The sequence below is a fragment of the Microbulbifer maximicatervae (SeqCode) genome (assembly GCF_052467385.1).
Genome location: NZ_CP174311.1, coordinates 1,869,282 through 1,887,568 on the forward strand (window position 1 = coordinate 1,869,282; position 18,287 = coordinate 1,887,568).

General features: G+C 49.6%; 18 protein-coding genes. 8 read left to right on the top strand and 10 right to left on the bottom strand.

From position 1 onward, the window contains the following. Nucleotides 1-4 precede the first annotated feature (4 nt). The 4 genes from ACJJIR_RS08080 to ACJJIR_RS08095 form a co-directional block, all read right to left on the bottom strand. The gene (locus ACJJIR_RS08080; RefSeq protein WP_444907945.1) at nucleotides 5-700 is read right to left on the bottom strand and encodes a UPF0149 family protein; all 696 of its coding nucleotides are present in this window, start codon (nucleotides 698-700) and stop codon (nucleotides 5-7) included. After that, the gene (locus ACJJIR_RS08085; protein ID WP_444907946.1) at nucleotides 697-1,923 is read right to left on the bottom strand and encodes a restriction endonuclease subunit S; all 1,227 of its coding nucleotides are present in this window, start codon (nucleotides 1,921-1,923) and stop codon (nucleotides 697-699) included. Before ACJJIR_RS08085 ends, ACJJIR_RS08080 begins: the two co-directional genes overlap by 4 nt. Next, entirely contained in the window at nucleotides 1,910-3,451 is a 1,542-nt protein-coding gene (locus ACJJIR_RS08090; protein ID WP_444907947.1) for a type I restriction-modification system subunit M, read from the bottom strand. The genes ACJJIR_RS08085 and ACJJIR_RS08090 overlap by 14 nt, the downstream gene beginning before the upstream one ends. A 485-nt stretch (nucleotides 3,452-3,936) precedes the next feature. After that, nucleotides 3,937-4,197, bottom strand: coding sequence for a hypothetical protein (locus ACJJIR_RS08095; RefSeq protein ID WP_444907948.1), 261 nt, complete (start codon nucleotides 4,195-4,197; stop codon nucleotides 3,937-3,939). 304 nt (nucleotides 4,198-4,501) lie between these two features. On the opposite strand from ACJJIR_RS08095, the gene ACJJIR_RS08100 reads away from it, so the two are divergent. Then, nucleotides 4,502-5,053, top strand: coding sequence for a hypothetical protein (locus ACJJIR_RS08100; protein WP_444907949.1), 552 nt, complete (start codon nucleotides 4,502-4,504; stop codon nucleotides 5,051-5,053). Nucleotides 5,054-5,099: 46 nt separating this feature from the next. Here the strand turns inward: ACJJIR_RS08100 and ACJJIR_RS08105 are convergent, their stop codons facing one another. The 3 genes from ACJJIR_RS08105 to ACJJIR_RS08115 form a co-directional block, all read right to left on the bottom strand. Beyond that, the gene (locus ACJJIR_RS08105; RefSeq protein ID WP_444907950.1) at nucleotides 5,100-5,846 is read right to left on the bottom strand and encodes a siderophore-interacting protein; all 747 of its coding nucleotides are present in this window, start codon (nucleotides 5,844-5,846) and stop codon (nucleotides 5,100-5,102) included. A gap of 5 nt (nucleotides 5,847-5,851) precedes the next feature. Next, nucleotides 5,852-6,301 (bottom strand): MarR family winged helix-turn-helix transcriptional regulator, encoded by a 450-nt coding sequence (locus ACJJIR_RS08110; protein WP_444907951.1) that lies wholly within the window; start codon nucleotides 6,299-6,301, stop codon nucleotides 5,852-5,854. A gap of 168 nt (nucleotides 6,302-6,469) precedes the next feature. After that, nucleotides 6,470-8,194: a hypothetical protein gene (locus ACJJIR_RS08115; RefSeq protein ID WP_444907952.1), complete on the bottom strand. Its 1,725-nt coding sequence runs from the start codon at nucleotides 8,192-8,194 to the stop codon at nucleotides 6,470-6,472. A gap of 438 nt (nucleotides 8,195-8,632) precedes the next feature. On the opposite strand from ACJJIR_RS08115, the gene ACJJIR_RS08120 reads away from it, so the two are divergent. The 5 genes from ACJJIR_RS08120 (at nucleotide 8,633) to ACJJIR_RS08140 (ending at nucleotide 12,341) form a co-directional block, all read left to right on the top strand. After that, on the top strand, nucleotides 8,633-8,908 hold the full coding sequence (locus ACJJIR_RS08120) for a hypothetical protein (RefSeq protein ID WP_444907953.1): 276 nt from the start codon (nucleotides 8,633-8,635) through the stop codon (nucleotides 8,906-8,908). A gap of 301 nt (nucleotides 8,909-9,209) precedes the next feature. Next, on the top strand, nucleotides 9,210-9,644 hold the full coding sequence (locus tag ACJJIR_RS08125) for a type 1 glutamine amidotransferase family protein (RefSeq protein ID WP_444907954.1): 435 nt from the start codon (nucleotides 9,210-9,212) through the stop codon (nucleotides 9,642-9,644). A 260-nt stretch (nucleotides 9,645-9,904) separates the two neighbouring features. After that, on the top strand, nucleotides 9,905-10,249 hold the full coding sequence (locus ACJJIR_RS08130; RefSeq protein WP_444907955.1) for a type 1 glutamine amidotransferase family protein: 345 nt from the start codon (nucleotides 9,905-9,907) through the stop codon (nucleotides 10,247-10,249). Nucleotides 10,250-11,205: 956 nt separating this feature from the next. Further along, nucleotides 11,206-11,631, top strand: coding sequence for a hypothetical protein (locus tag ACJJIR_RS08135; RefSeq protein ID WP_444907956.1), 426 nt, complete (start codon nucleotides 11,206-11,208; stop codon nucleotides 11,629-11,631). Nucleotides 11,632-11,906: 275 nt separating this feature from the next. After that, the gene (locus ACJJIR_RS08140; protein ID WP_444907957.1) at nucleotides 11,907-12,341 is read left to right on the top strand and encodes a hypothetical protein; all 435 of its coding nucleotides are present in this window, start codon (nucleotides 11,907-11,909) and stop codon (nucleotides 12,339-12,341) included. Between the two features lie 82 nt (nucleotides 12,342-12,423). Here ACJJIR_RS08140 and greB read toward each other — a convergent pair whose 3' ends face one another. Together greB and ACJJIR_RS08150 are read right to left on the bottom strand one after the other, a co-directional pair. Then, the gene (gene greB / locus ACJJIR_RS08145) at nucleotides 12,424-12,924 is read right to left on the bottom strand and encodes a transcription elongation factor GreB (RefSeq protein ID WP_444907958.1); all 501 of its coding nucleotides are present in this window, start codon (nucleotides 12,922-12,924) and stop codon (nucleotides 12,424-12,426) included. Between the two features lie 39 nt (nucleotides 12,925-12,963). Next, nucleotides 12,964-14,910, bottom strand: coding sequence for a S9 family peptidase (locus tag ACJJIR_RS08150; RefSeq protein WP_444907959.1), 1,947 nt, complete (start codon nucleotides 14,908-14,910; stop codon nucleotides 12,964-12,966). A gap of 92 nt (nucleotides 14,911-15,002) precedes the next feature. On the opposite strand from ACJJIR_RS08150, the gene ACJJIR_RS08155 reads away from it, so the two are divergent. Next, nucleotides 15,003-16,028, top strand: coding sequence for a beta-keto acid cleavage family enzyme (locus ACJJIR_RS08155; RefSeq protein WP_444907960.1), 1,026 nt, complete (start codon nucleotides 15,003-15,005; stop codon nucleotides 16,026-16,028). Nucleotides 16,029-16,275: 247 nt separating this feature from the next. Further along, nucleotides 16,276-17,742 (top strand): alanine/glycine:cation symporter family protein, encoded by a 1,467-nt coding sequence (locus ACJJIR_RS08160; RefSeq protein ID WP_444907961.1) that lies wholly within the window; start codon nucleotides 16,276-16,278, stop codon nucleotides 17,740-17,742. 43 nt (nucleotides 17,743-17,785) lie between these two features. On the opposite strand, the gene ACJJIR_RS08165 is transcribed toward ACJJIR_RS08160, so the two are convergent. Beyond that, complete coding sequence (locus ACJJIR_RS08165) at nucleotides 17,786-18,160, bottom strand: SirB2 family protein (protein WP_108733614.1); 375 nt, start codon at nucleotides 18,158-18,160, stop codon at nucleotides 17,786-17,788. Nucleotides 18,161-18,287 lie beyond the last annotated feature (127 nt).

Below are 18,287 nucleotides of genomic sequence, written 5' to 3' on the forward strand. Positions count from 1 at the left end.
GTGCTTAATGCAAACAGCAGCGTTTAAATTTTTTGCCGCTGCCACAGGGGCAGGGGTCGTTGCGGCCGGTTTTGGGTTCTGCTCGGTGGGGGCCGGAATTGGTTGAGAGTTCCGGGGCCCGTTGTTGCAACCAGTGGCGGTGCAGGGCGCGGGCGGCGGGTTCTATTTGGGTGATGCTGTGCTGATGCTCCGTATCGGTGAGGGTGCCGAGGTGATCGAAGTGTTCCTCGCGGCCGTGTAGGGCGATGGCTTGCAGCTGGGTGTCGAGTTCTGCGGGCAGGCTGGGCCATTGGCCCAGGTCGACGGCGCGCATATAGCCGAAGCACCACTCCCCAGGGAAGGTAAAAGAGGGCTCGCCCTCTTTATTGGCCTCATGGAATAGGGCTTCGAACGCTTCGGGGTCTTCCGTTAGCACCATGGCATTACTGTTCATCAACTGGAATAGCAGCGCTATAAAGCGCTCCATCTCCTCCTCGGATTCCCACTCCGGTTCATTGCCGGGGCCGCCCCAGAGGGCGGAGAACCAGCGGCTGGGGGGGATCATCTCCGGGCCGGAGACCAGGGCGGTGAGAAAACCATCCAGCTCGCAGGTATCCAGTATCGAGTCGTCGTTGCCGTATTTGTGCAGTACTTTGTCTATATAATCCAGATCGGCTTCACGGATGGGCGTACTGAAATCGACGGTTTCGCTAAATGTCATTGGGCTTCCTCTACTTGGACCCGGCGCTTGCCGGTGAGCAGCTGCTGCATCAGGGCTTTTTTCTCCTGCTTTAAGCCGTCGAGTTTTTGTTGCAGGGTTTCGATTTCTCGATCGGCGCTGGATAGGGTTGCGGCGATTTTTTGTTGTTCTTCGACGTTGGGCGTTGGAATCTTAATTTTAAGCAGGTCATTTGGGTTTACACGACGTGCTTTCCTGCCCCCGTTGGCGAGCCCAAGGTTGGCTGAATAAAATTCCTCACGAGATATATAGTAGAAAAACCATGAGGTATTGAAGCCAGAAAGAAAGTCAAAGGCTGGAAGGTCTAGAGTAGATTCGTATCCATCTAGTTCGTTTGGGATAATACCAAATGCACCATTTAAGAAATCAAGCTTGCTGTAAATAAACTGCCCAGCTGATCTTTTGTAGTATTTTGTTGAGTTGCTTCCGGCTCGCTTTTCTTCTTTAGGAACTACACCTCGGCCATATAATTTAATTGTTATTTTTTTTGCTGTCTCGCCAGAGTTTCCAGGCACACGACTTTCTTTGATAAAGCTATCTATTGCAGTATTAATCCACTCCCCACTAAACCGAACCCCATTCTTATCCCGCAGGCGCTTTTTGCCGGTCAGCAGTTGCTGCATCAGGGCCTTTTTCTGCTGGCGGCTGTTGGCGAGCAGTTTTTCGCTGGTGTCGATGGCCTTATCCCAGGTGGATAGGATTTGGGCGATCTTTTCTTGTTCGGGCAGTGGTGGCACCAGTAATGGGATTTTCTCAAGTGAGGCTTTGTTGAGTTTATACCTTCCAGCACCTTGACGACTCAAGAAGCTAAATATATCCCTATGCATGAAATAATAATAAAACCATTCTCTCGTCGAGGCAGTTGTGCCTTCGATAATATGAGCGTGGTTGTTTACTGTGCACTTTCCCTCAACTAATTGAGTCATAGACTGTTTTTGATACTTTAGGAAGTGGTCTCCATCCTCGCCTATTAGTGCGTACTTTCCTTCTTGCTCGTAAGACCCAATATATCCTTGAACTTTTGTGGGGCCGTAGTACGGGTACTTGCCCGGGTTTTTTACCCTTTCATTTTCGCTTATAGGCTTTCGTAAATTGTTTTTAATTGTAAATGTTTTACCCACATATGAAAAAGTCCAATCCTCAGGAACTGATTTTACTCGTGCTTGCATAAGGTCAAGAGCAGAGAATTTATTAATTATTGCCATAACCCAACTCCTGCAAATACTGCTCCATTTCCTCTTCCAGTTCGCTTAGCTGGGCCTTAAGCTGCTGCCGCTCGGCGCGCACTGCCAGCAGGTCGATCTCTTCCTCCTCCTCGAAGGTATCCACATAGCGGGGGATATTCAGGTTGTAATCGTTACCCTGAATTTCCTTGTGGCTGGCCACATAGGCGTATTTGTCCAGGTCGGCGCCCTGGCGGTAGGTGGCCACCACTTTGTCGATATTGTCCTGGGTAAGCAGGTTCTGGTTTTTGCCCGCTTTAAATTCACGCGAGGCATCGATAAACATGACGCTGTCGTCCTGCTTGTCGCGGGCGAAGATCAGGATGGCGGCGGGGATGCCGGTGCCGTAAAAGAGTTTTTCCGGCAGGCCGATCACCGCGTCCAGCAGGTTTTCCTCGATCAGCTGCTTGCGGATCTTGCCCTCGGCGGCGCCGCGGAACAGCACGCCGTGGGGCACTACTACGCCCATGCGCCCGCTCTTGGGATTGAGGGTTTCGATCATATGCAGGATAAAGGCGTAGTCCCCTTTGGTTTTCGGCGGCACGCCGCGATGAAAGCGGCCGAAGGGGTCGTTGCCGGCTTCGTCGTGGCCCCATTTGTCCAGGGAGAAGGGCGGGTTGGCAGTGACGATATCGAACAGGTCCAGGTTGCCGTTTTTGTCCAGCAGCTTGGGGTTGCGAATGGTATCGCCCCATTCGATTTTGTGGTTGTCCTCGCCGTGCAGGAACATGTTCATCTTGGCTAAAGACCAGGTGGAGCCGATGGCTTCCTGGCCGTAGAGCTCGTACTGCTTGCTGTTGTGGTGTTCCCGCACCTTGCGCCCGCACTTCATCAGCAGGGAGGCGGAGCCGCACGTAGGATCGCAGATGCGGTCGCCGGGGCGGGGGTCGAGCAATTCGGCGATCAGCTCGGACACTTCCGGTGGGGTGTAGAACTCGCCGGCCTTCTGGCCGCCGCTGGCGGCGAAGTTCTTGATCAGGTATTCGTAGCCGTTGCCGATCACATCCAGGTTGCCCACGCGGCTGGGGCGCAGGTTCAGCTCGGTTTTGGCAAAGTCTTCCAGCAGGTGGCGCAGAATGGTGTTCTTCTGCTTTTCCTCGCCCAGCTTATCGGTATTGAAGGAGATATCCTGGAACACGCTCTTGCCGGCGTCCTTGAGCTTGGTGCCGTTGGCCTCTTCGATGGCGTGTAGGGCCTGATCGATGCGCTCGCCATTGCCGGGTTCGTGGCGGTGCTCGTACAGGGTGTAGAAGCTGGCGCTCTGCGGCAGTACAAAGCGCTCGCTCTTCATCATCTCTTCGATAAGCTCCGGCTCGTCGCCGTAGGTTTCCACATACTCCTCGTAGTGGTCCTGCCACACATCGGAGATGTACTTGAGGAACAGCATGGTGAGGATAAAGTCTTTGTAGGTATCGGCGCTGATGGTACCGCGAAAGGTATCGCAGGCACTCCACAGGGCCTTGTTGATGCTGTCCTGACTGATTTGTTCGGCGGCGCTATTGCTGCTCATGGGGTGCTTCTTGTCCTTTGTGTACTGCTGGGGCGCTGTGGCCCAGTCGAATTCGGTTTGCGCTGGCATTGCTAAGGTGTTGTCGCGGGCGTTGTTACCCGGTTTTCCGGTGCTATCTGTTTGGGTGGCTCGCTGGTCGGGCCTGCTCTGGAACGGTTGCCCGACGGTGTGGAAGCTTCCCAGACAAGGCCGGGACAAACCCGCATTGCGCTAAATGTTGGGGATGGTGATTCAGCTGCCGGATGGCGTCAAGGGTTGGGGGACCGCTTGTCTCTTTAGGGGAATCGGGTTGGTTGTTTATTGCTCAGTGATAAGTGAGGTCAATTAGTGAGATGCAGTCTGGTTTGGAGGGGCTGGCCTGTCTGGTTGCCCCTTTTTAGAGTGAGGGATTTATAACTGCTACTGGTGCGCTATTCAATTTCAGCGGCTATCAATAGATAGCTGCTGTCGAAGAGTTCAAGCCTGTCAGAATTGAACTGTTCGCTTTAATTGGTTTCGGTAGATTCAACAATGATTGAGATAGGCATCCAGCCCAGATAATTGTGGGCATTTTCATAGTGGTCCATGCCAACTTCCCAGGTGCGCGTAATAACACCATTAGAGCTATTGGTGGATTTCCATATGACTCGGACGTAGCCGCGAGAGGTCGCATCAGATTGCTCGGGCAAGCGTTCTTGGCAATTAATCCATTGGGGCAATTCTAAGTTGGGTACACCTTTGGCAGAGGGTGACAGATCTTGGCTCAATGGGAGTCTCCAGTTCGAATTTTTAAGAAATATATCAGTTTTTCTGTCTTTTTCTAGGTTGTTTTTTTAGACGTCCCTATTTTTTATTTTTAAAATTTATTCGGGTATCGCTTTTAGATTTACGGGTTGATTTGTGGTAGTGGTTTTTTTACTTTCAATTTGAAAAAGCAGGTTATGTGTAACCACTTTTTGTTCGGCCTTAAGGGGTAGGTTTGATCAAACTAAAGTGGATGCTTCTGGTATTTATGGTGTATTGAATCTTCAGTTAGGTGGTCGGCTTATTTTTTATTAAAGGAGAGTATTTATGCAGAAAAACTTGGGTGCAGCAGTTTTGGGTTTTGTATTCTTCTTTGCTGCAATAAATTACGCTAACTCTGAAGATAAAAAAGTGGGAGAGTTAAGCGTTCTCACTAGTCCTTTCGACTACTGTGCAGCGGTGGTAAATGATGACAACCCAGTTCAGCGCTTTGCCGGACAAGCTATGCCAGAGGAAATCGTTGATGGTATCAGAAGAGCGGCCAATCTCGGTGCAGAGGCGCCTGAAGATTGGATCGCGAGGGGGACCTATTGGCGATGTATGGATGGAAGTGTCTATGCCTGCTTTGTTGGGGCTAATCTCCCCTGTGATGAGAAAGCTGACACCAGTCGGGAGCCGAGTGGTGCGATGCTTTCATATTGCAACGATAATCAAAGTTCCGGGACCGTTCCTGCGGTAGTGGCTGGCCGTGCCTCTATGTATGAATGGCGCTGTAGGTCGGGTGCCCCGGAAATTATCAGGCAGATTTCTAAGCCCGATGCCCGGGGTTTTTTGTCTAATTATTGGTACCGGTTAGATAGGCCCGTTTCTGTTGAGTAGGGAAAGCCTATAATCAGAACGCTTTCTCTTCCCGCCTATCTATAAGTTATCCCTGTCCTTCCATCTTTTCATTGTCCATGCGCTTGGCGAGTTTGTGGCCTTCGTCTGACTGCCCAATTTTCCAGTAACTGGAGATATAAATATGGGTTTTGGGGATTACTCTTTCCTGCTTAAAGAATTGCCGTAGGGTGCGCATGCTGTCGAACTCACAGGCGGCCCATACGGAGGCCTGTCCATCGAGCCAGGTTAGTGCCTGTAATTTTTCCAGGAGTTTCTCGCCGGATGGAGCCGGATTGATAATCCATTGGATTTGCAGGTTCTCTGGGTGTTCTAGCTCCTGAATATCAGCTTCACTGGAGACCTCAATTAATGCGTATCCCTTTGCATCCTTGGGTAGCTCCGCAAGGTTTACGCTGATGGCTGGCAGTGCAGTCATGTCCCCCAATAGTAAAAACCAGTCTGCCTCGGGATTGGTCATTTTTTTGGGGCCGGGGCCGCGGGTTAAGATCGTATCGCCGGGCTGTGTTTTAAGTGCCCAGCTTAGAGCGGGCCCTTCGTGTTCATGCAGGGCGAAGTCGATATCAATTTCAGTTTCACGCTGGTGTCTGATGGTATAGCTTCGCAATAGCGGGCGCTCGCTTCCAGCTTGTGGAAACAGAAATTTGATATAGGCGCTTTCCTGATTGGGGGCGAGAGTTTTTAGATCATCGCCACCGAGGGTGATGCGCAGCATATTTTCAGTAACTTGTGTCCTGCGAATAACGACCAATTCTCTGGTAACTTTCTCGGCCATAGGGTTTAGCTCCTTTCGTCAGGGGTGGGGTGCTCTTTCATATTGGCGACCATAACGCTGGCAATGCGGGCGAAGTTTTCTAGCTCTTCAGTACTCAAGTTGCGAGTCATTTGCCTGGCCACTTCAGCTTCTTGTCCGCTCACTTTTTCCAGCGTGCTTATTCCGTCTGTAGTTAGTGTCAAAAACTGGCTGCGCCGGTCATTGGGGTTGTCGGTCTTTGCGATTAGCCCAGAGTGCACCAGGTCGTTTAGCACTCGTGTTACTTGGGCTTTGTCCAAACTCATCCGCTGGGCAATTGACCGGGCAGTACTCAGTGGAAATTTGAAGACACCTTTGAGTACCCGTATATGGCTTACCGGCAAGCCAATTTGCTGCTCCTGTATGCCAGCTCGCAAGCGCCGTTTGTAGGCGTGAATAAGCTGGTGGAGGGATTCATTGATTGCGGTATCTTTCATGGCGCCATGCTAACTGGTTGATAGTGTCAACTTTATTGATATTGGTTGACTCTGTCAACTAAGCTCAGATGGAAGGAGGTTGGGTTGATAGTCTGTGGAGGGTAATTTGGTTGGGGGTACAGGGAGGCTGGGAAGGGGGTATCCCCTTCCCGTGAGCTTAATTAGGTTCTACCAAGTCAAGCTGATATCGGTTCCATCAAACTTTACATCTGAATCGTACACATACTTCAAGGTGCCTTTCCAGAAGGAGCCGTGCCATTCCCAGTCGGCATCGTAACTGACCTCATTGAGCACCTTCTGTCTAAAAGCATCAAAGCTGCCGTAGCGCTCTTCACTTCCCATAATGACGACCCAGGTCTGCTCGTTCCAATCACAGGTCACAGTGTTGGAGTCACCATTGCCACAGGGGTAGCGGACGGCCACGTATCCATCATCTTCCCTACCAAACTTCCAGTTACCGCTGCGGGACTCCTCCTCGAACTCTTCGGGCCACTGTAGAGCGACATCGGAGCCGCCGGAGTGAAACAGTTCTATCTCCGGGTAGGGGTTGTACTGGATCACGGCGACATTGTTTACCTGCTTTATTTTCGGCAGGTGGTCATTTTGCATGGTGCTATTGCCGTCACCGACTTTTGCCCAGATAGATTGGGAACCGGTGGTGGCTATCCAGGGGGTTTGCTGGTAGCCCTGGCGGCCTCCCCAATAATTCTGGATGGAGTGCATCATGACTCCGCCATCTTTGTACATGGAGAAGTTGGCCGAGGAGAGGACAGAGCTGCGGCTGAATACAGCCCCGGCCTTGGCGGCCGCAGGGGCGGCTGCTTCGGATAGTCCCAGGAACTGGTCAAATGCTTTGAGCCCCTCATAACCTTCGAGTTGGTATTTGCTGGCGAACCAGGCGGTATCCGCTGCGACATCGGGGTGGAAGTAGGCTCCCTGGCTCCAATAGAAGGGTACGCGCTCTTCCCGGGGAAAGTCTGCATAGATCTCGTTTCTGGCATCCCCCAGCGAATGGCCGACTGAATAATTTATGTTGAGATCTTTACCGAAATATTCGAAAACCTCATCGGTGATTTCCAACCCGGATGTGGCGAGCATTACGCCGGCGGGACTGGGGGTGCGTACTGACTCTTTGCCCAGACCTGTCAGGAGGTAGATAATCCGGTTGATATTCCCTCCGGACCCATTGCGGCGGTAGCCGTCATTACTGCGCCCGGCTGCGGCGAAGTTGATCCCCTGGTCGTTGGTCACCAATAAAATATCTTGCAGCAAGCGATGAGCAGCGCCGATTGCAAGTTCACGCATTTCCTCATCCTCTGCAAAGTCTACGAGGTTTAGCAGTGCCGAGAGGGTATAGGGGTAGTAAACAGGGGAGTAGAACTCATAGAAACCATATTGGTTCTTCACTTCCAGATAGCGCTTTAGGCGCTTATAAGTTCTGTCGTCCTCAAATGCCCCATATTTCTCCTGGAGGAGATATTGGGCAGAGGTGTACATGATCATATGGTTTTCTGAAGCAAAGACATGGTCACCCGTCCCGCCTTCTTTAAACCAGAAGTGATAGCCGTCGAGTGCGGCAAAGAGTTCGTCTTTTATTTCGGGGCGGAAGAATAAGATGCGGATTAGGCGGGTGAGAGTGAAGTCAGAATTTTTCTTGCCGCCGTTGCGGAGTACATCCAGGTTCTTATTTAGCGCATCCCAGTTGAGATCATCACCGGTGTATGCCTGAAGTACGACGGCAGTATCGTTGGTAGAGGTGACTCCTTCCTCAATATATTGCAGCTGCCTGTCAATATAGGCGTTCTCATCAAAGGACTGGGCTTGAGACGTCGCTGACTGAATCGCCAATCCTAATAAAATCGGGTACAGCACTCCTGCTGATGGCACTTTCATAAGTACTAGTTCCTATTTGGTTTTAATTGATTTATAAAATAAATACAAGCGTACCACTTATCTATTACATAAATTTGGCGCTTGAGAAGCTAGTTATTTTCTTTCGGGATTAGTTGCAAAAACGATCAGTGGATATTGCTGGTTCTCAAATTGAAAATATTTTTTAAGTAGTCATTCTTGAGAAGTAGGGGGCTGGTGCTTTATCTAATTTTTCTGGCGTTTCCGCTGTGTCTAATTGGTACGCAGACGTACTCAAGATAAATCTGGTTTATGCTCTGTATTATTGGGTGGGTAAAGTAGAAAAGTTACTCTGTCATCTCGGGTGGGGTTGTGATTCGTACGAGAGGTTATTTTCCGTTGAGTGACGATGGTTCTTCTATATTGTGGTTTGATTCGCCAGTAAATATTGCAGTGTTTCTACAGCTCTAGGAGAGGGAGATGAAAAACCTACTGATATTCTTCGCAGCCGGAAGCCTCGGTGCTTTGGCAAACAGTATTGCGGTGTGGCTATTTGGCCAGTTGGGGATTAATGCCGCTTTGGGCGTATCAATTGCCCCTCCTCTATCTCCTGAGTGGCTTTATCCTCGTATTGTTTGGGGTGGCTTGTGGGGACTGCTATTTATTCTTCCGTTCTGGTCATCAAAGTTACTTGTAAAAGGAGCTCTTCTTAGTTTTTTCCCTCTGCATTTCAATTGTTTGTGGTTTTCCCTGTGATGGCAGGGAAGGGTGTTGCCGGATTTGAGTTGGGAGTCTTAACACCAGTCCTGGTGTTACTTTTCAATTGGATTTGGGGTGTTGTTACTGCCCTAACTATTAAGGCTGCTCGGTAATAGGGTGTTAACTTTGTGGTGGTAGGCTTGGCGCTATAGAAATGTTGGCCGTTGTTACTTCAGGGGCAGTTTGATCTCGCTATATCGCTTTTCTCCTGCAAACTATCGATCTTATGACAAGGTTGTACGTTACTCATGTAATCTATCTATTTCGTATCAAAGTTATTCGAATGGGGAAGTTAAACGTGAGAAAAACGGCAAAAATCTGTAGCCTTATCTGCTCTATGATAATTCTTGTGACGGGCTTTATTACACCTTCACAAGCAGCTGAGACTAAGCGGATACTAATCGTTGCTTCTAATCTTCAGGATATGGGTGATCCGGAGAAACACGATGCGAGAAATAATTTGTGGGAGTACGCTCCGCCTTACCATATTTTTGTTTCCCATGGGTATGAAGTGGACTTTGTTTCGCCAAAAGGTGGCGTGGTCCCGTTTATGATGGATCCACTGGGGATTAGTAGTTACACCATCAAACATGAAGGTTTTTTAGAACGGGCAAATAGTTCACTAAAGCCTGAGCAAGTAGTTATAGAGAATTATGCAGCTGTTTATATCGGTGGAGGCTATGGAACCTTATTTGATGTGGCATCCAATGGTGAGCTGCTAAGGAGCCTCTGAATAACTCCGTAATGCCTCTGCGGGTCTTGAAGGCTGCAGATGTTAGGCGCAGCTCGCCGCGAATGGCCGTAGCCCTTTGCAAGAGCTGCAACGCAGCAGCTGTGGCCTTCAAGGCCCGCCCTTCGGGGCTTGCAGAGCGATTCACACTCCGCGTTGCGACTTCTTGAAAGGTCTAGACATTCCTGCGAAGCCGCGCCTTGATTGTGAACCGCTCTGCATGCCAGAGGTATCACGGAGTTATTCAGAGGCTCCCTAATATTATGGGTGAGATTTACCAGAAAGGGGGAGTTGTGGGCAGCTGTGGCCATGGGGCAGGTGCGTTTGCTGATGTGAAACTGAAAGATGGCCATTATATGGTAAAGGGTAAGAAGGTTGCCGGTTTCCCGGACTCCACAAAAAAAGAGAAGTCTTGGGCTAAGCAGGGCACTTTATTACCGTTCTTGGTAGAGGAACGCCTTCGAGAGAATGGAGCCATTATTATTAATAAGGATAATGTTGCTGATAAGCATGATGTCATATCCGATCAGCGTATTGTTTCTACAATGTTTTTACCTTCTTCTGCCCTGGTTGCAAAAGAAATGCTGGGTTTAATTGAGAGCAACTAAATTGCTCCAGTATTTTTGTGTATTTGCTCTATCGTTAGGCAGTCACTCTGCGGGTCAAGCTCTAACGAGTTTGGCCTCGATGCGACCAATCTCTACCTGTTGGTTTCAATATGCTATAGCGAGGGCATACCAACTCGGGATCACTCGATCGCCCTGTAGCTAAATCTTGTCTCTGCATATTTATCTACCATTCTTTCTAAAGGGAACTGAAATCGGCGGCAGTGAATATGCGTCCATTTATTGTATTAATAATATCGGTAACTTTGGGGAAGCTGGCCTATATGTTTAGCCCCTCTCTGGGGAATAATGTAATAGTGGCCTTATTGGCCCTATTGGGTGTGGTTCCCTATTTGTTAATGCCGATTAGATCCGAGTTTTTCCGGGCGCAAATTCTTCAATGGGCTAAACAGAATGATATTGGCGTTTTGAGACTCGAGAGTAGGGGGTTTTCCAAAGGACGATTGTTTTGGCGTGTATCTGATGCGCAAAGCGTATTCTGTGTTACCTCAAGAGAAGTCACTTACTGGGTGGCCTGCGGCTCGTGGCTGCTGGGTTCTTATAGTCGGAAGCTAATCATATATAAAGAGGTTGGGGGTGCCTTGGATTTGATTGCAGCATTTGACGGAGATAGTTGCCAGGCCGAGTGATTCTGATCGGTGCTTACTGGACTAGAGGGTTTGATTTGATAGCAGCAATGTGAATATAAATGTATTTTTTCTTGCGATTCATTATAAGAAGCAATCTATCTCGACAATTCTGTAGAGGATTCCCTTGCTGACGAGCAGAAAGTTGCTGATCTAAAGCAGGATATCAAGAATTTACAGGCAGATATTAAATCCCTGACTGCCAGCATCGTTGCGCTGGGTATTGCCGATGCCACTGCTATCTCTCTGGGCACGGTTGCTTCTATCGTGGCTTTTCCGGAGGGCTTGTTGACCTGGTTTGTGATGGGGCCGGTGGCTGCTGCAAAAATTGTTGCGGATCAAAAGAGTATTCAGGATAAACAGGCAGAGATGGACCTGATCACTGCTGATGTATCCACTTTACAAATACTGTCTCAGAGCTTTGGGCAGCTAGCAGAAGAAACCCAGCAAGTTGAAGATTATTTACAGGTCGTATTGCAAGAGTGGCAAAGAATTGAAAGTGATATTTCTGATGTAATAAGTGATATTCAAACTGCGATCTCTGATGAAGAGGGGGCAAACTATACAGCAGTTATTAATGGCCTCAACGAAGCGGTGTCCGAGTGGAATGATGCGTATTCCCAAGTGGGAAGCCTTTTTATTGAGCTCAACGTGAACAATGCAGACTTGAAAATTAGAATGAGTTCAGAACAGGTTAAATCTGATTTTTCTGCTGGAAGCACTATTGGTGTGAATTAGTATTATAATACTCTATAAGAAGTATTTTTTAGTTTTACTGAAGGCTTACCTAAAAGGTAAGCCTTTTTTGGCTTTTGATAGGGGGTACAGGTTCGCTTTCTAAGGTGGTTACAGAATGGCCATCGATTCTTATCTGGGGCTCACGCCATTTCTATAGGCACATTTCAAATCGTGTATTTGTAAGCGATTCTAAATTGTTCATCTAATGTTTTTGAAAGCGCTGAACTGAGATACTATAGTCGCACTTCGGCAGCCCCTGAAAGCGTACAAGCCACATGAGTGATATTTATAAAGCCCCTAAAAGTGAATTAAATACAAGTAAGTACCACTCTTTGATTGAGAGGTTACTGAAAGAACAGAGTATGCCCCTCGCGATATTTGCGGTGTTGTTAGGTACTTTGGGTACGCTCGTTTTGCTCTCATTTGCCCGCGGTATTATCCCTTTGTATGTTTATGTGATCCCAGGGTTTATTGCAGGTATCCTCGTTAAGTTTATGGGGCGGCCTGTTACAGCATCCTACCGTGTGATTCCTGGGTTATTGGGTGGGGTGATCGTCTCTATCTGGGTGAGCTTAGGAGGGATTTCCATTTACACATTTTTACTTCCACTATTAAACATCTTGTGTTGTCTGGCTGTGTCAAGGCGCCGATTAAACTATGAGGAAGAGAAAGCGTTGTATAAGTACCGGCATGGATTGGTGAAGTTATGACAATGATTATCTCAGCTTGGTTGTTTAGAGGCCGTATTTAGTTCTATAAGTACGACCTCTTCATAGGCTCTGGAGACCGAAACTACTCCTCGTAACGAATGTCAGTAATATAAAAAGTCTGCCACCTTTCCCCCTGACGGATATCCACTTCATCATCGAGCTTGCGCCCTAATAAGGCACGGGCAACGGGGGAGTCCATGGATATCAAGCCTGCTTTTACATCGAATTCATCGGGTCCTACAATGCGGTAGCAAACGCTCTCTCCCTCATCATCTTCAAGCGTTACCCAGGCTCCAAAAAAGACCTTTTCCTTATCGTCCGGTATTCGATCTACAACAGTAATCTCTTCCAGGCGCTTGGTGAGAAAGCGCACGCGGCTGTCGATTTCCCGCAGTCTTTTTTTACCGTAGATATAGTCTGCGTTTTCCGAGCGATCTCCCAGCTTGGCGGCGTCGCTAACCGCCTGGGTTACCCGGGGGCGTTCCTCCTCCCAGAGGTGCTTAACTTCGGCGCGCATACGCTGCGCGCCCTCTGCGGTGATGTAGCGGGAGCCGCGTGGACGCGGCGGTCTCCATCTTCCCATAGTACTTTTTTAATCTCTTTCTAATACAATATTATTTAATTATAGGTTTTCGATGGTAATTCCCGGGCCGGGTTCCGCGAGAGGGAAATTAAATATGCGGCTGTAGAATTCAAGCTCTCCCTCCAGAGCCAACTTGATACTGTCGCCACTGCGGAAGCCATGCCCCTCATTTGCAAATGTAATATAAGACACCGGAATACCACGTTCCCTCAGGGCATCCACCATGGTTTCGGCTTGGTTGGGTGGTACTACCTTGTCCTCCATGCCCTGGAAGAAAATCACGGGGCAATTCAACTTTTCGACATCGTTAATGGGGGAGCGCTGAAGGTAGATTTTTTCTGCGGAAGGCCAGGGTCCTACCAGTTTATCCAGGTAGCGGGACTCAAACTTGTGGGTGTCTTTGGCGAGGCTGCTCAACTCCCCAATTCCATAATGGCTGGCACCCGCTTTAAAGGTATCGTGGTAGGTCAACGCCGCCAGGACTGTGTAACCGCCGGCACTACCACCTTTGATCAGCAGGCGATTGGGGTCGGCGAGCCCATCTTCTACCAGGTATTCTGCGCCGGCGCAGACATCTTCCACGTCGTAGATGCCCCACTTATCGGCGAGGCGGTCCCGATACTTGCGGCCATAGCCGGTACTGCCGGAGTAGTTAACGTCCAGAATGGCGAATCCCCGGCTTGTCCAGTATTGAACTTTCAGGCTGAGGCCTGCTGATGTAGCGCCGGTGGGGCCCCCATGACTAAATACAATTAGCGGTGGCTTATCGCCACTAGGTGCTTGGAAGTTGGGGTTGTGGGGTGGGTAATAAAACCCGTGTACCGCGCGATTATCCACTTGGAAAGTGACGGCTTGAGCGATGGAGAACAAATCGGTTGGCAGCGAGCTGCTATTGCTACTGGCAATCTGTTCCGTTTTACCCGTCTTTTGGTTAAAGCTAATAACAGCGGGAAAGCTCTCTGCACCTGCGGCAATCATCACCCCGTTGCCATTTTCACAGTGCAGGCTTTCGATATCACAATAAGGCTGGGGAAGAGTTTGATGCTCTCCGCTTTTTATGTCGACCTTTCCAAGGTGCCAAGTGCCATTCTGGGTGTAGGTACAGAGGATTTCCGTGGGGCTAATAAAGCCGTAAGTGGACATTCCAAATACCCACTGTGGTGTGGCGAATTCTGCTTCTTTTTCCCACAAGGGTTCGCTTTGTCCCAGCCTATATAGGTTCCACCAGTTGTTGCGATCAGAGACATAGCAGAGTTCGCCCTCAGGAGACCACTGGGGCTGAAAGACGGATTCATTCTCACCGCCGGCTACTTGGGTGACTTCACCGATATCCCCCACCTGATCGAGTTTGGCGATACAGAGCTCTGTCGCGTCCCAGGGGAGGTTAGGGTGGTGCCAGCGCAGAAAAGCCAGTTGATCACCGGCCGGATTCAGGGTCGGGTTCGAATAAAAGTCTGCGCCTTCTTGAAGGATTATCGGTGGATTAGCCAGTGGGTTGTTTAGGTCTACCGCGATAATGCGCGCACGGGGTTCCTCGCCCTGCTGGTGGCCACTGGTATCTTCCTCGACACAAATTAATCGATTTCTCAGGGGATCGATAATCAGATCGGCGTAGCGGGAGCTATTTTCTGCGGTGATTGCTTCGGGGATCGCATTGTCGAGCTTCATGCGATAAATGCGCTGATCTTCTGCCAGTACGAAATAGGCGGTGTCACCGTAAACAAGATAACTGCCGCCTCCGTATTCATGGGCTTTGGTGCGCACGGCGATTGGGGCGGGGGTGAGATCTTTGCGGCCATTTTTTGGGCAATACTGCACCAGTACATTCCTGCCGTTTTCAGACGGGCGGGACTCCAGCCAGTAATAGCGGCCATCTACTAAATTGGCTTCTGCCAGGCGAACGCTGCCCTCCACGAGAAGTTCTGCGTTGATTGCAGATTTCCAGCTACCGTAAGGGGCGATGGTTGGAGTGATAGTCTCGCTCATGAGGTACTTACTTCCTTATTGGGTTTTTTCGCATTCTGCCGAGATGAATCCGGGGAAACAAGGTGCCTTGGCGGGGGCCCTATGATAGTCTCGTGCAGCCAAGCAAGCGCTTGGTGCTGTATTTTGTCGATGCACTATCCAGAATCAGCTCTTCCACTCGCTATGGTCCTTTTACGATCAGTTGGTGTTGTAGGAGCGACGCGCACACGCTGGATAGCCCTGTAAACAGCGGCCTTAACAAAGATAATTCAGGAGAGCCAGCGATGTCTGATGAAGTGGTGATTACTTGCGCCCTAACCGGAGTGCTTACCAACCCCCTGCAGCACCCGGTCCCGGTAACCCCCAAGGAAATGGCGGAATCCGCCCGTGAAGCCTACGATGCGGGGGCTTCCGTTATGCATGTTCATTTCCGCGCGCAAGAGGAAAATAAAGGCCATTTACCCACCTGGGACCCGCAAATAGCCTTGGAAATTGCCGATGCAATTCGCGATAAATGCCCTGGCGTTATTCTAAATTTTTCAACTGGCACTATCGGACGGGATCAGCAAGGCCCCTTGAGTTGTGTGCGTGCCGGTAAGCCGGAAATTGCCGCCTGTAATGCGGGAAGCCTGAACTATTTAAAGGCGCGATCCAACGGCACCTGGGCTTGGCCACCCATGGTATTTGATAATCCGGTCGATAAGGTAGAGGAGCTGTTGGCAGTTTGTCGGGAGACCGGTACCCGCCCGGAATTTGAGTGCTTTGATATCGGTATCGTTCGCTCTGTGGGAATGTATGCGGATGTAGGGATGGTGGATAAGCCCAACTACAACCTGGTGATGGGAGTGGCTTCAGGTATGCCTGCCGATCCCGATTTGCTGGAAATTATTCCAAAATATATGAAGCCCGGCAGCTTATGGCAGAGCACAGTGATCGGCCGTGAGGAAATCTGGCCGGTGCATCGCAAGACTGCAGAATTGGGCGGCCATTTGCGCACAGGGGTTGAAGATACCTTTTACTTGCCGGGAGGAGAGCGGACTTCAGGGAATGGTCAATTGATTGAGGCTCTTGCGGCTGTAGCTGAAGAGACTGGGCGAAAGGTGGTGTCCCCGAGTCGGGCGCGAGAGATTTTCTGCTAAAAGCAGCATGCGCCAATGATTGCGTCCGGCCCCTTGCTGCGGAATTACTTTCCGAGGCTGTAGACTGTCAGCTATTACTTTTCTTCCTTTTGGGCCGCGTCAGAATACTGATGCGGCTCTGTTATATGGAGCCGATGGGCTCTGTTTTTCCAGCATTAACTCTAAGGTGACTAGTAGATTGGCCTGCTAGTCTTAGAGCCAAATAACAGATTTGTTTAATAACGATAAGTTGTCCTGGGAGTGGTCAATGCAAGGGTTTCTGGATCATTTCACTACCCTAATCGAGTGGGCAAACCTGCTCGCCTGGGGCGGACTCGGTGGCATCTGGTGGCTTGGAATCTTGATTCTGGGTTTGCTGCCGGCGGGGCTCTACTTTTCTATTCGCACTCGCTTTATACAATTTCGTCACTTTGGTCATATGGTCAAAGTCATGATTCGTGGCATCCATAAGGAAAATGAAAACTCGGTAACTGCCTTTCAAGCATTTGCCACCAGCGCAGCTGCGAGAATCGGCACCGGAAATATTGCTGGTGTGGCTGTGGCTATAACCGCTGGCGGGCCCGGAGCGGTGTTTTGGATGTGGCTGGTGGCCTTGCTGGGAATGGCTACCAGTTTGGTGGAGAATACTCTCGCGCAAACTTACAAAGAGTGCGGCGATGTTCCTGGGGCGTTTCGCGGCGGGCCTGCCTATTATATTGAAAAGGGGCTGGGACCACAGTGGAAATGGCTGTCCCTGACTTTTTCAGTTTTTCTCATGATTTGTTACGGATTTACCTTTAATGCTGTGCAGTCAAATACGATGGCTGCCGCATTGTATGGGGCTTGGGGTGTAAGCCCTTTATGGGTGGGTTTTTTTATTGCGCTCTTTGCCGGGATTATTGTTTTTGGCGGTATTCGTTCAATTGCGCGCTTTGCCGGTATTGTTGTCCCTTTTATGGCAATAGGTTACTTGTTGGTAGCATTCTATGTGTTGGTCGCCAATATTGCTGAATTACCTGGGGTGCTGTTGGAAATTCTGGCAAATGCCTTCGGGTTTCAGGAGGCTGGGGCGGGGGCCTTTGGTGCGGCGGTGGCCAATGGAATCAAGCGGGGCCTGTTTTCCAATGAAGCTGGACTTGGCTCCTCGCCCAATGTCGCTGCTGCTGCAGATGTAAAACACCCAATGGTGCAGGGATACGTGCAAATGGCATCGGTATTTCTCGATACCATTATTATCTGCACTTCCACGGCAGCAATTATCTTGGTGGCAGATGTCTTTATGGTCGGTAATTTGGAAGGGGTTGAGTTGGTTCAAGACGCGCTGGCGAGCGAGGTGGGTACCTGGGGAAGCAGTTTTATTGCTACTGCATTGATGTTTTTTGCCTTTACATCAATTATCGGTAACTACTATTACGGCGAAACCAATATTTATTACCTCTACCATACCCGAACATCCATTTTATGTTATCGGCTATTGTTTTTGATGTTCGTACTTTTTGGGGCTTGGGTGGCAGATACGGGAAGTGCAGAAAACTTTGTCTTTCTTTGGCGTATGGCCGATGTCTCGATGGGTTTTATGGCATCGGCAAACCTTATAGCTATCTTACTTTTGTCTGGTGTGGCCTTTAAGGTAATGGCAGATTACGAGAGTCAGTTGTCTTCCGGGGTGCGTGAGCCGGTGTTCAATGGAAGTAAATTTAAAATAAAAGGCATTGAGCACGATGTTTGGGGTTGATACCAGTTTGAGGTTGATACCAAGAGTGCTCAATGCCATCCAGTTACAAGCTGGGCTTGTGCATCGCCAGATAGAAAATAGCGACTACTTGCAGGAAGGCAAGTACACAGGCAGTGATTCTAATTGGCTTGGAAAAGTTGGGGCGCAGAGCAAAGACGCCAGCAATAATGTAGCCAAATACCAGGGCTACTTTCGCAGCTAGCCAGGGTGATGTGCCCGGGTTCCAGCTGCCGAGAACCACTAGTCCGGCAGCCGCAGCTAACAGCAAAGTGTCGTTGAGGTGTGGCACCCAGCGCAGAGGGCCATTTCGCCAGCCCGTGTTGTGGCTGAACTCCAATCCCACTCTGATGGTAAACAGCAGGATACTGAGCGCTGCGGCGGTCATGTGGACGTGTTTTATAAGGGCATAATCAATCATGGTTATGATCTGGCTGTATGTTGACCAAGGTGTTCCGTGTGCCTTCCAGACAAAGGGAAGGTGTGATTCTAGCCGCCAAAGCATAACGACATGCTGTGGTCGGATGCAATATGCAAAGCGGGGAAGG

Bases quoted from the DNA above. Each gene is read 5' to 3' on its own strand.
- ACJJIR_RS08160 (WP_444907961.1), top strand. From the start codon at position 16,276: ATGCAAGGGTTTCTGGATCATTTCACTACCCTAATCGAGTGGGCAAAC.
- ACJJIR_RS08080 (WP_444907945.1), bottom strand. From the start codon at position 700: ATGACATTTAGCGAAACCGTCGATTTCAGTACGCCCATCCGTGAAGCC.
- ACJJIR_RS08115 (WP_444907952.1), bottom strand. From the start codon at position 8,194: ATGAAAGTGCCATCAGCAGGAGTGCTGTACCCGATTTTATTAGGATTG.
- ACJJIR_RS08165 (WP_108733614.1), bottom strand. From the start codon at position 18,160: ATGATTGATTATGCCCTTATAAAACACGTCCACATGACCGCCGCAGCG.
- ACJJIR_RS08140 (WP_444907957.1), top strand. From the start codon at position 11,907: ATGAGTGATATTTATAAAGCCCCTAAAAGTGAATTAAATACAAGTAAG.
- ACJJIR_RS08085 (WP_444907946.1), bottom strand. From the start codon at position 1,923: ATGGCAATAATTAATAAATTCTCTGCTCTTGACCTTATGCAAGCACGA.
- greB (WP_444907958.1), bottom strand. From the start codon at position 12,924: ATGGGAAGATGGAGACCGCCGCGTCCACGCGGCTCCCGCTACATCACC.
- ACJJIR_RS08150 (WP_444907959.1), bottom strand. From the start codon at position 14,910: ATGAGCGAGACTATCACTCCAACCATCGCCCCTTACGGTAGCTGGAAA.
- ACJJIR_RS08110 (WP_444907951.1), bottom strand. From the start codon at position 6,301: ATGAAAGATACCGCAATCAATGAATCCCTCCACCAGCTTATTCACGCC.
- ACJJIR_RS08090 (WP_444907947.1), bottom strand. From the start codon at position 3,451: ATGAGCAGCAATAGCGCCGCCGAACAAATCAGTCAGGACAGCATCAAC.
- ACJJIR_RS08120 (WP_444907953.1), top strand. From the start codon at position 8,633: ATGAAAAACCTACTGATATTCTTCGCAGCCGGAAGCCTCGGTGCTTTG.
- ACJJIR_RS08100 (WP_444907949.1), top strand. From the start codon at position 4,502: ATGCAGAAAAACTTGGGTGCAGCAGTTTTGGGTTTTGTATTCTTCTTT.
- ACJJIR_RS08105 (WP_444907950.1), bottom strand. From the start codon at position 5,846: ATGGCCGAGAAAGTTACCAGAGAATTGGTCGTTATTCGCAGGACACAA.
- ACJJIR_RS08130 (WP_444907955.1), top strand. From the start codon at position 9,905: ATGGGTGAGATTTACCAGAAAGGGGGAGTTGTGGGCAGCTGTGGCCAT.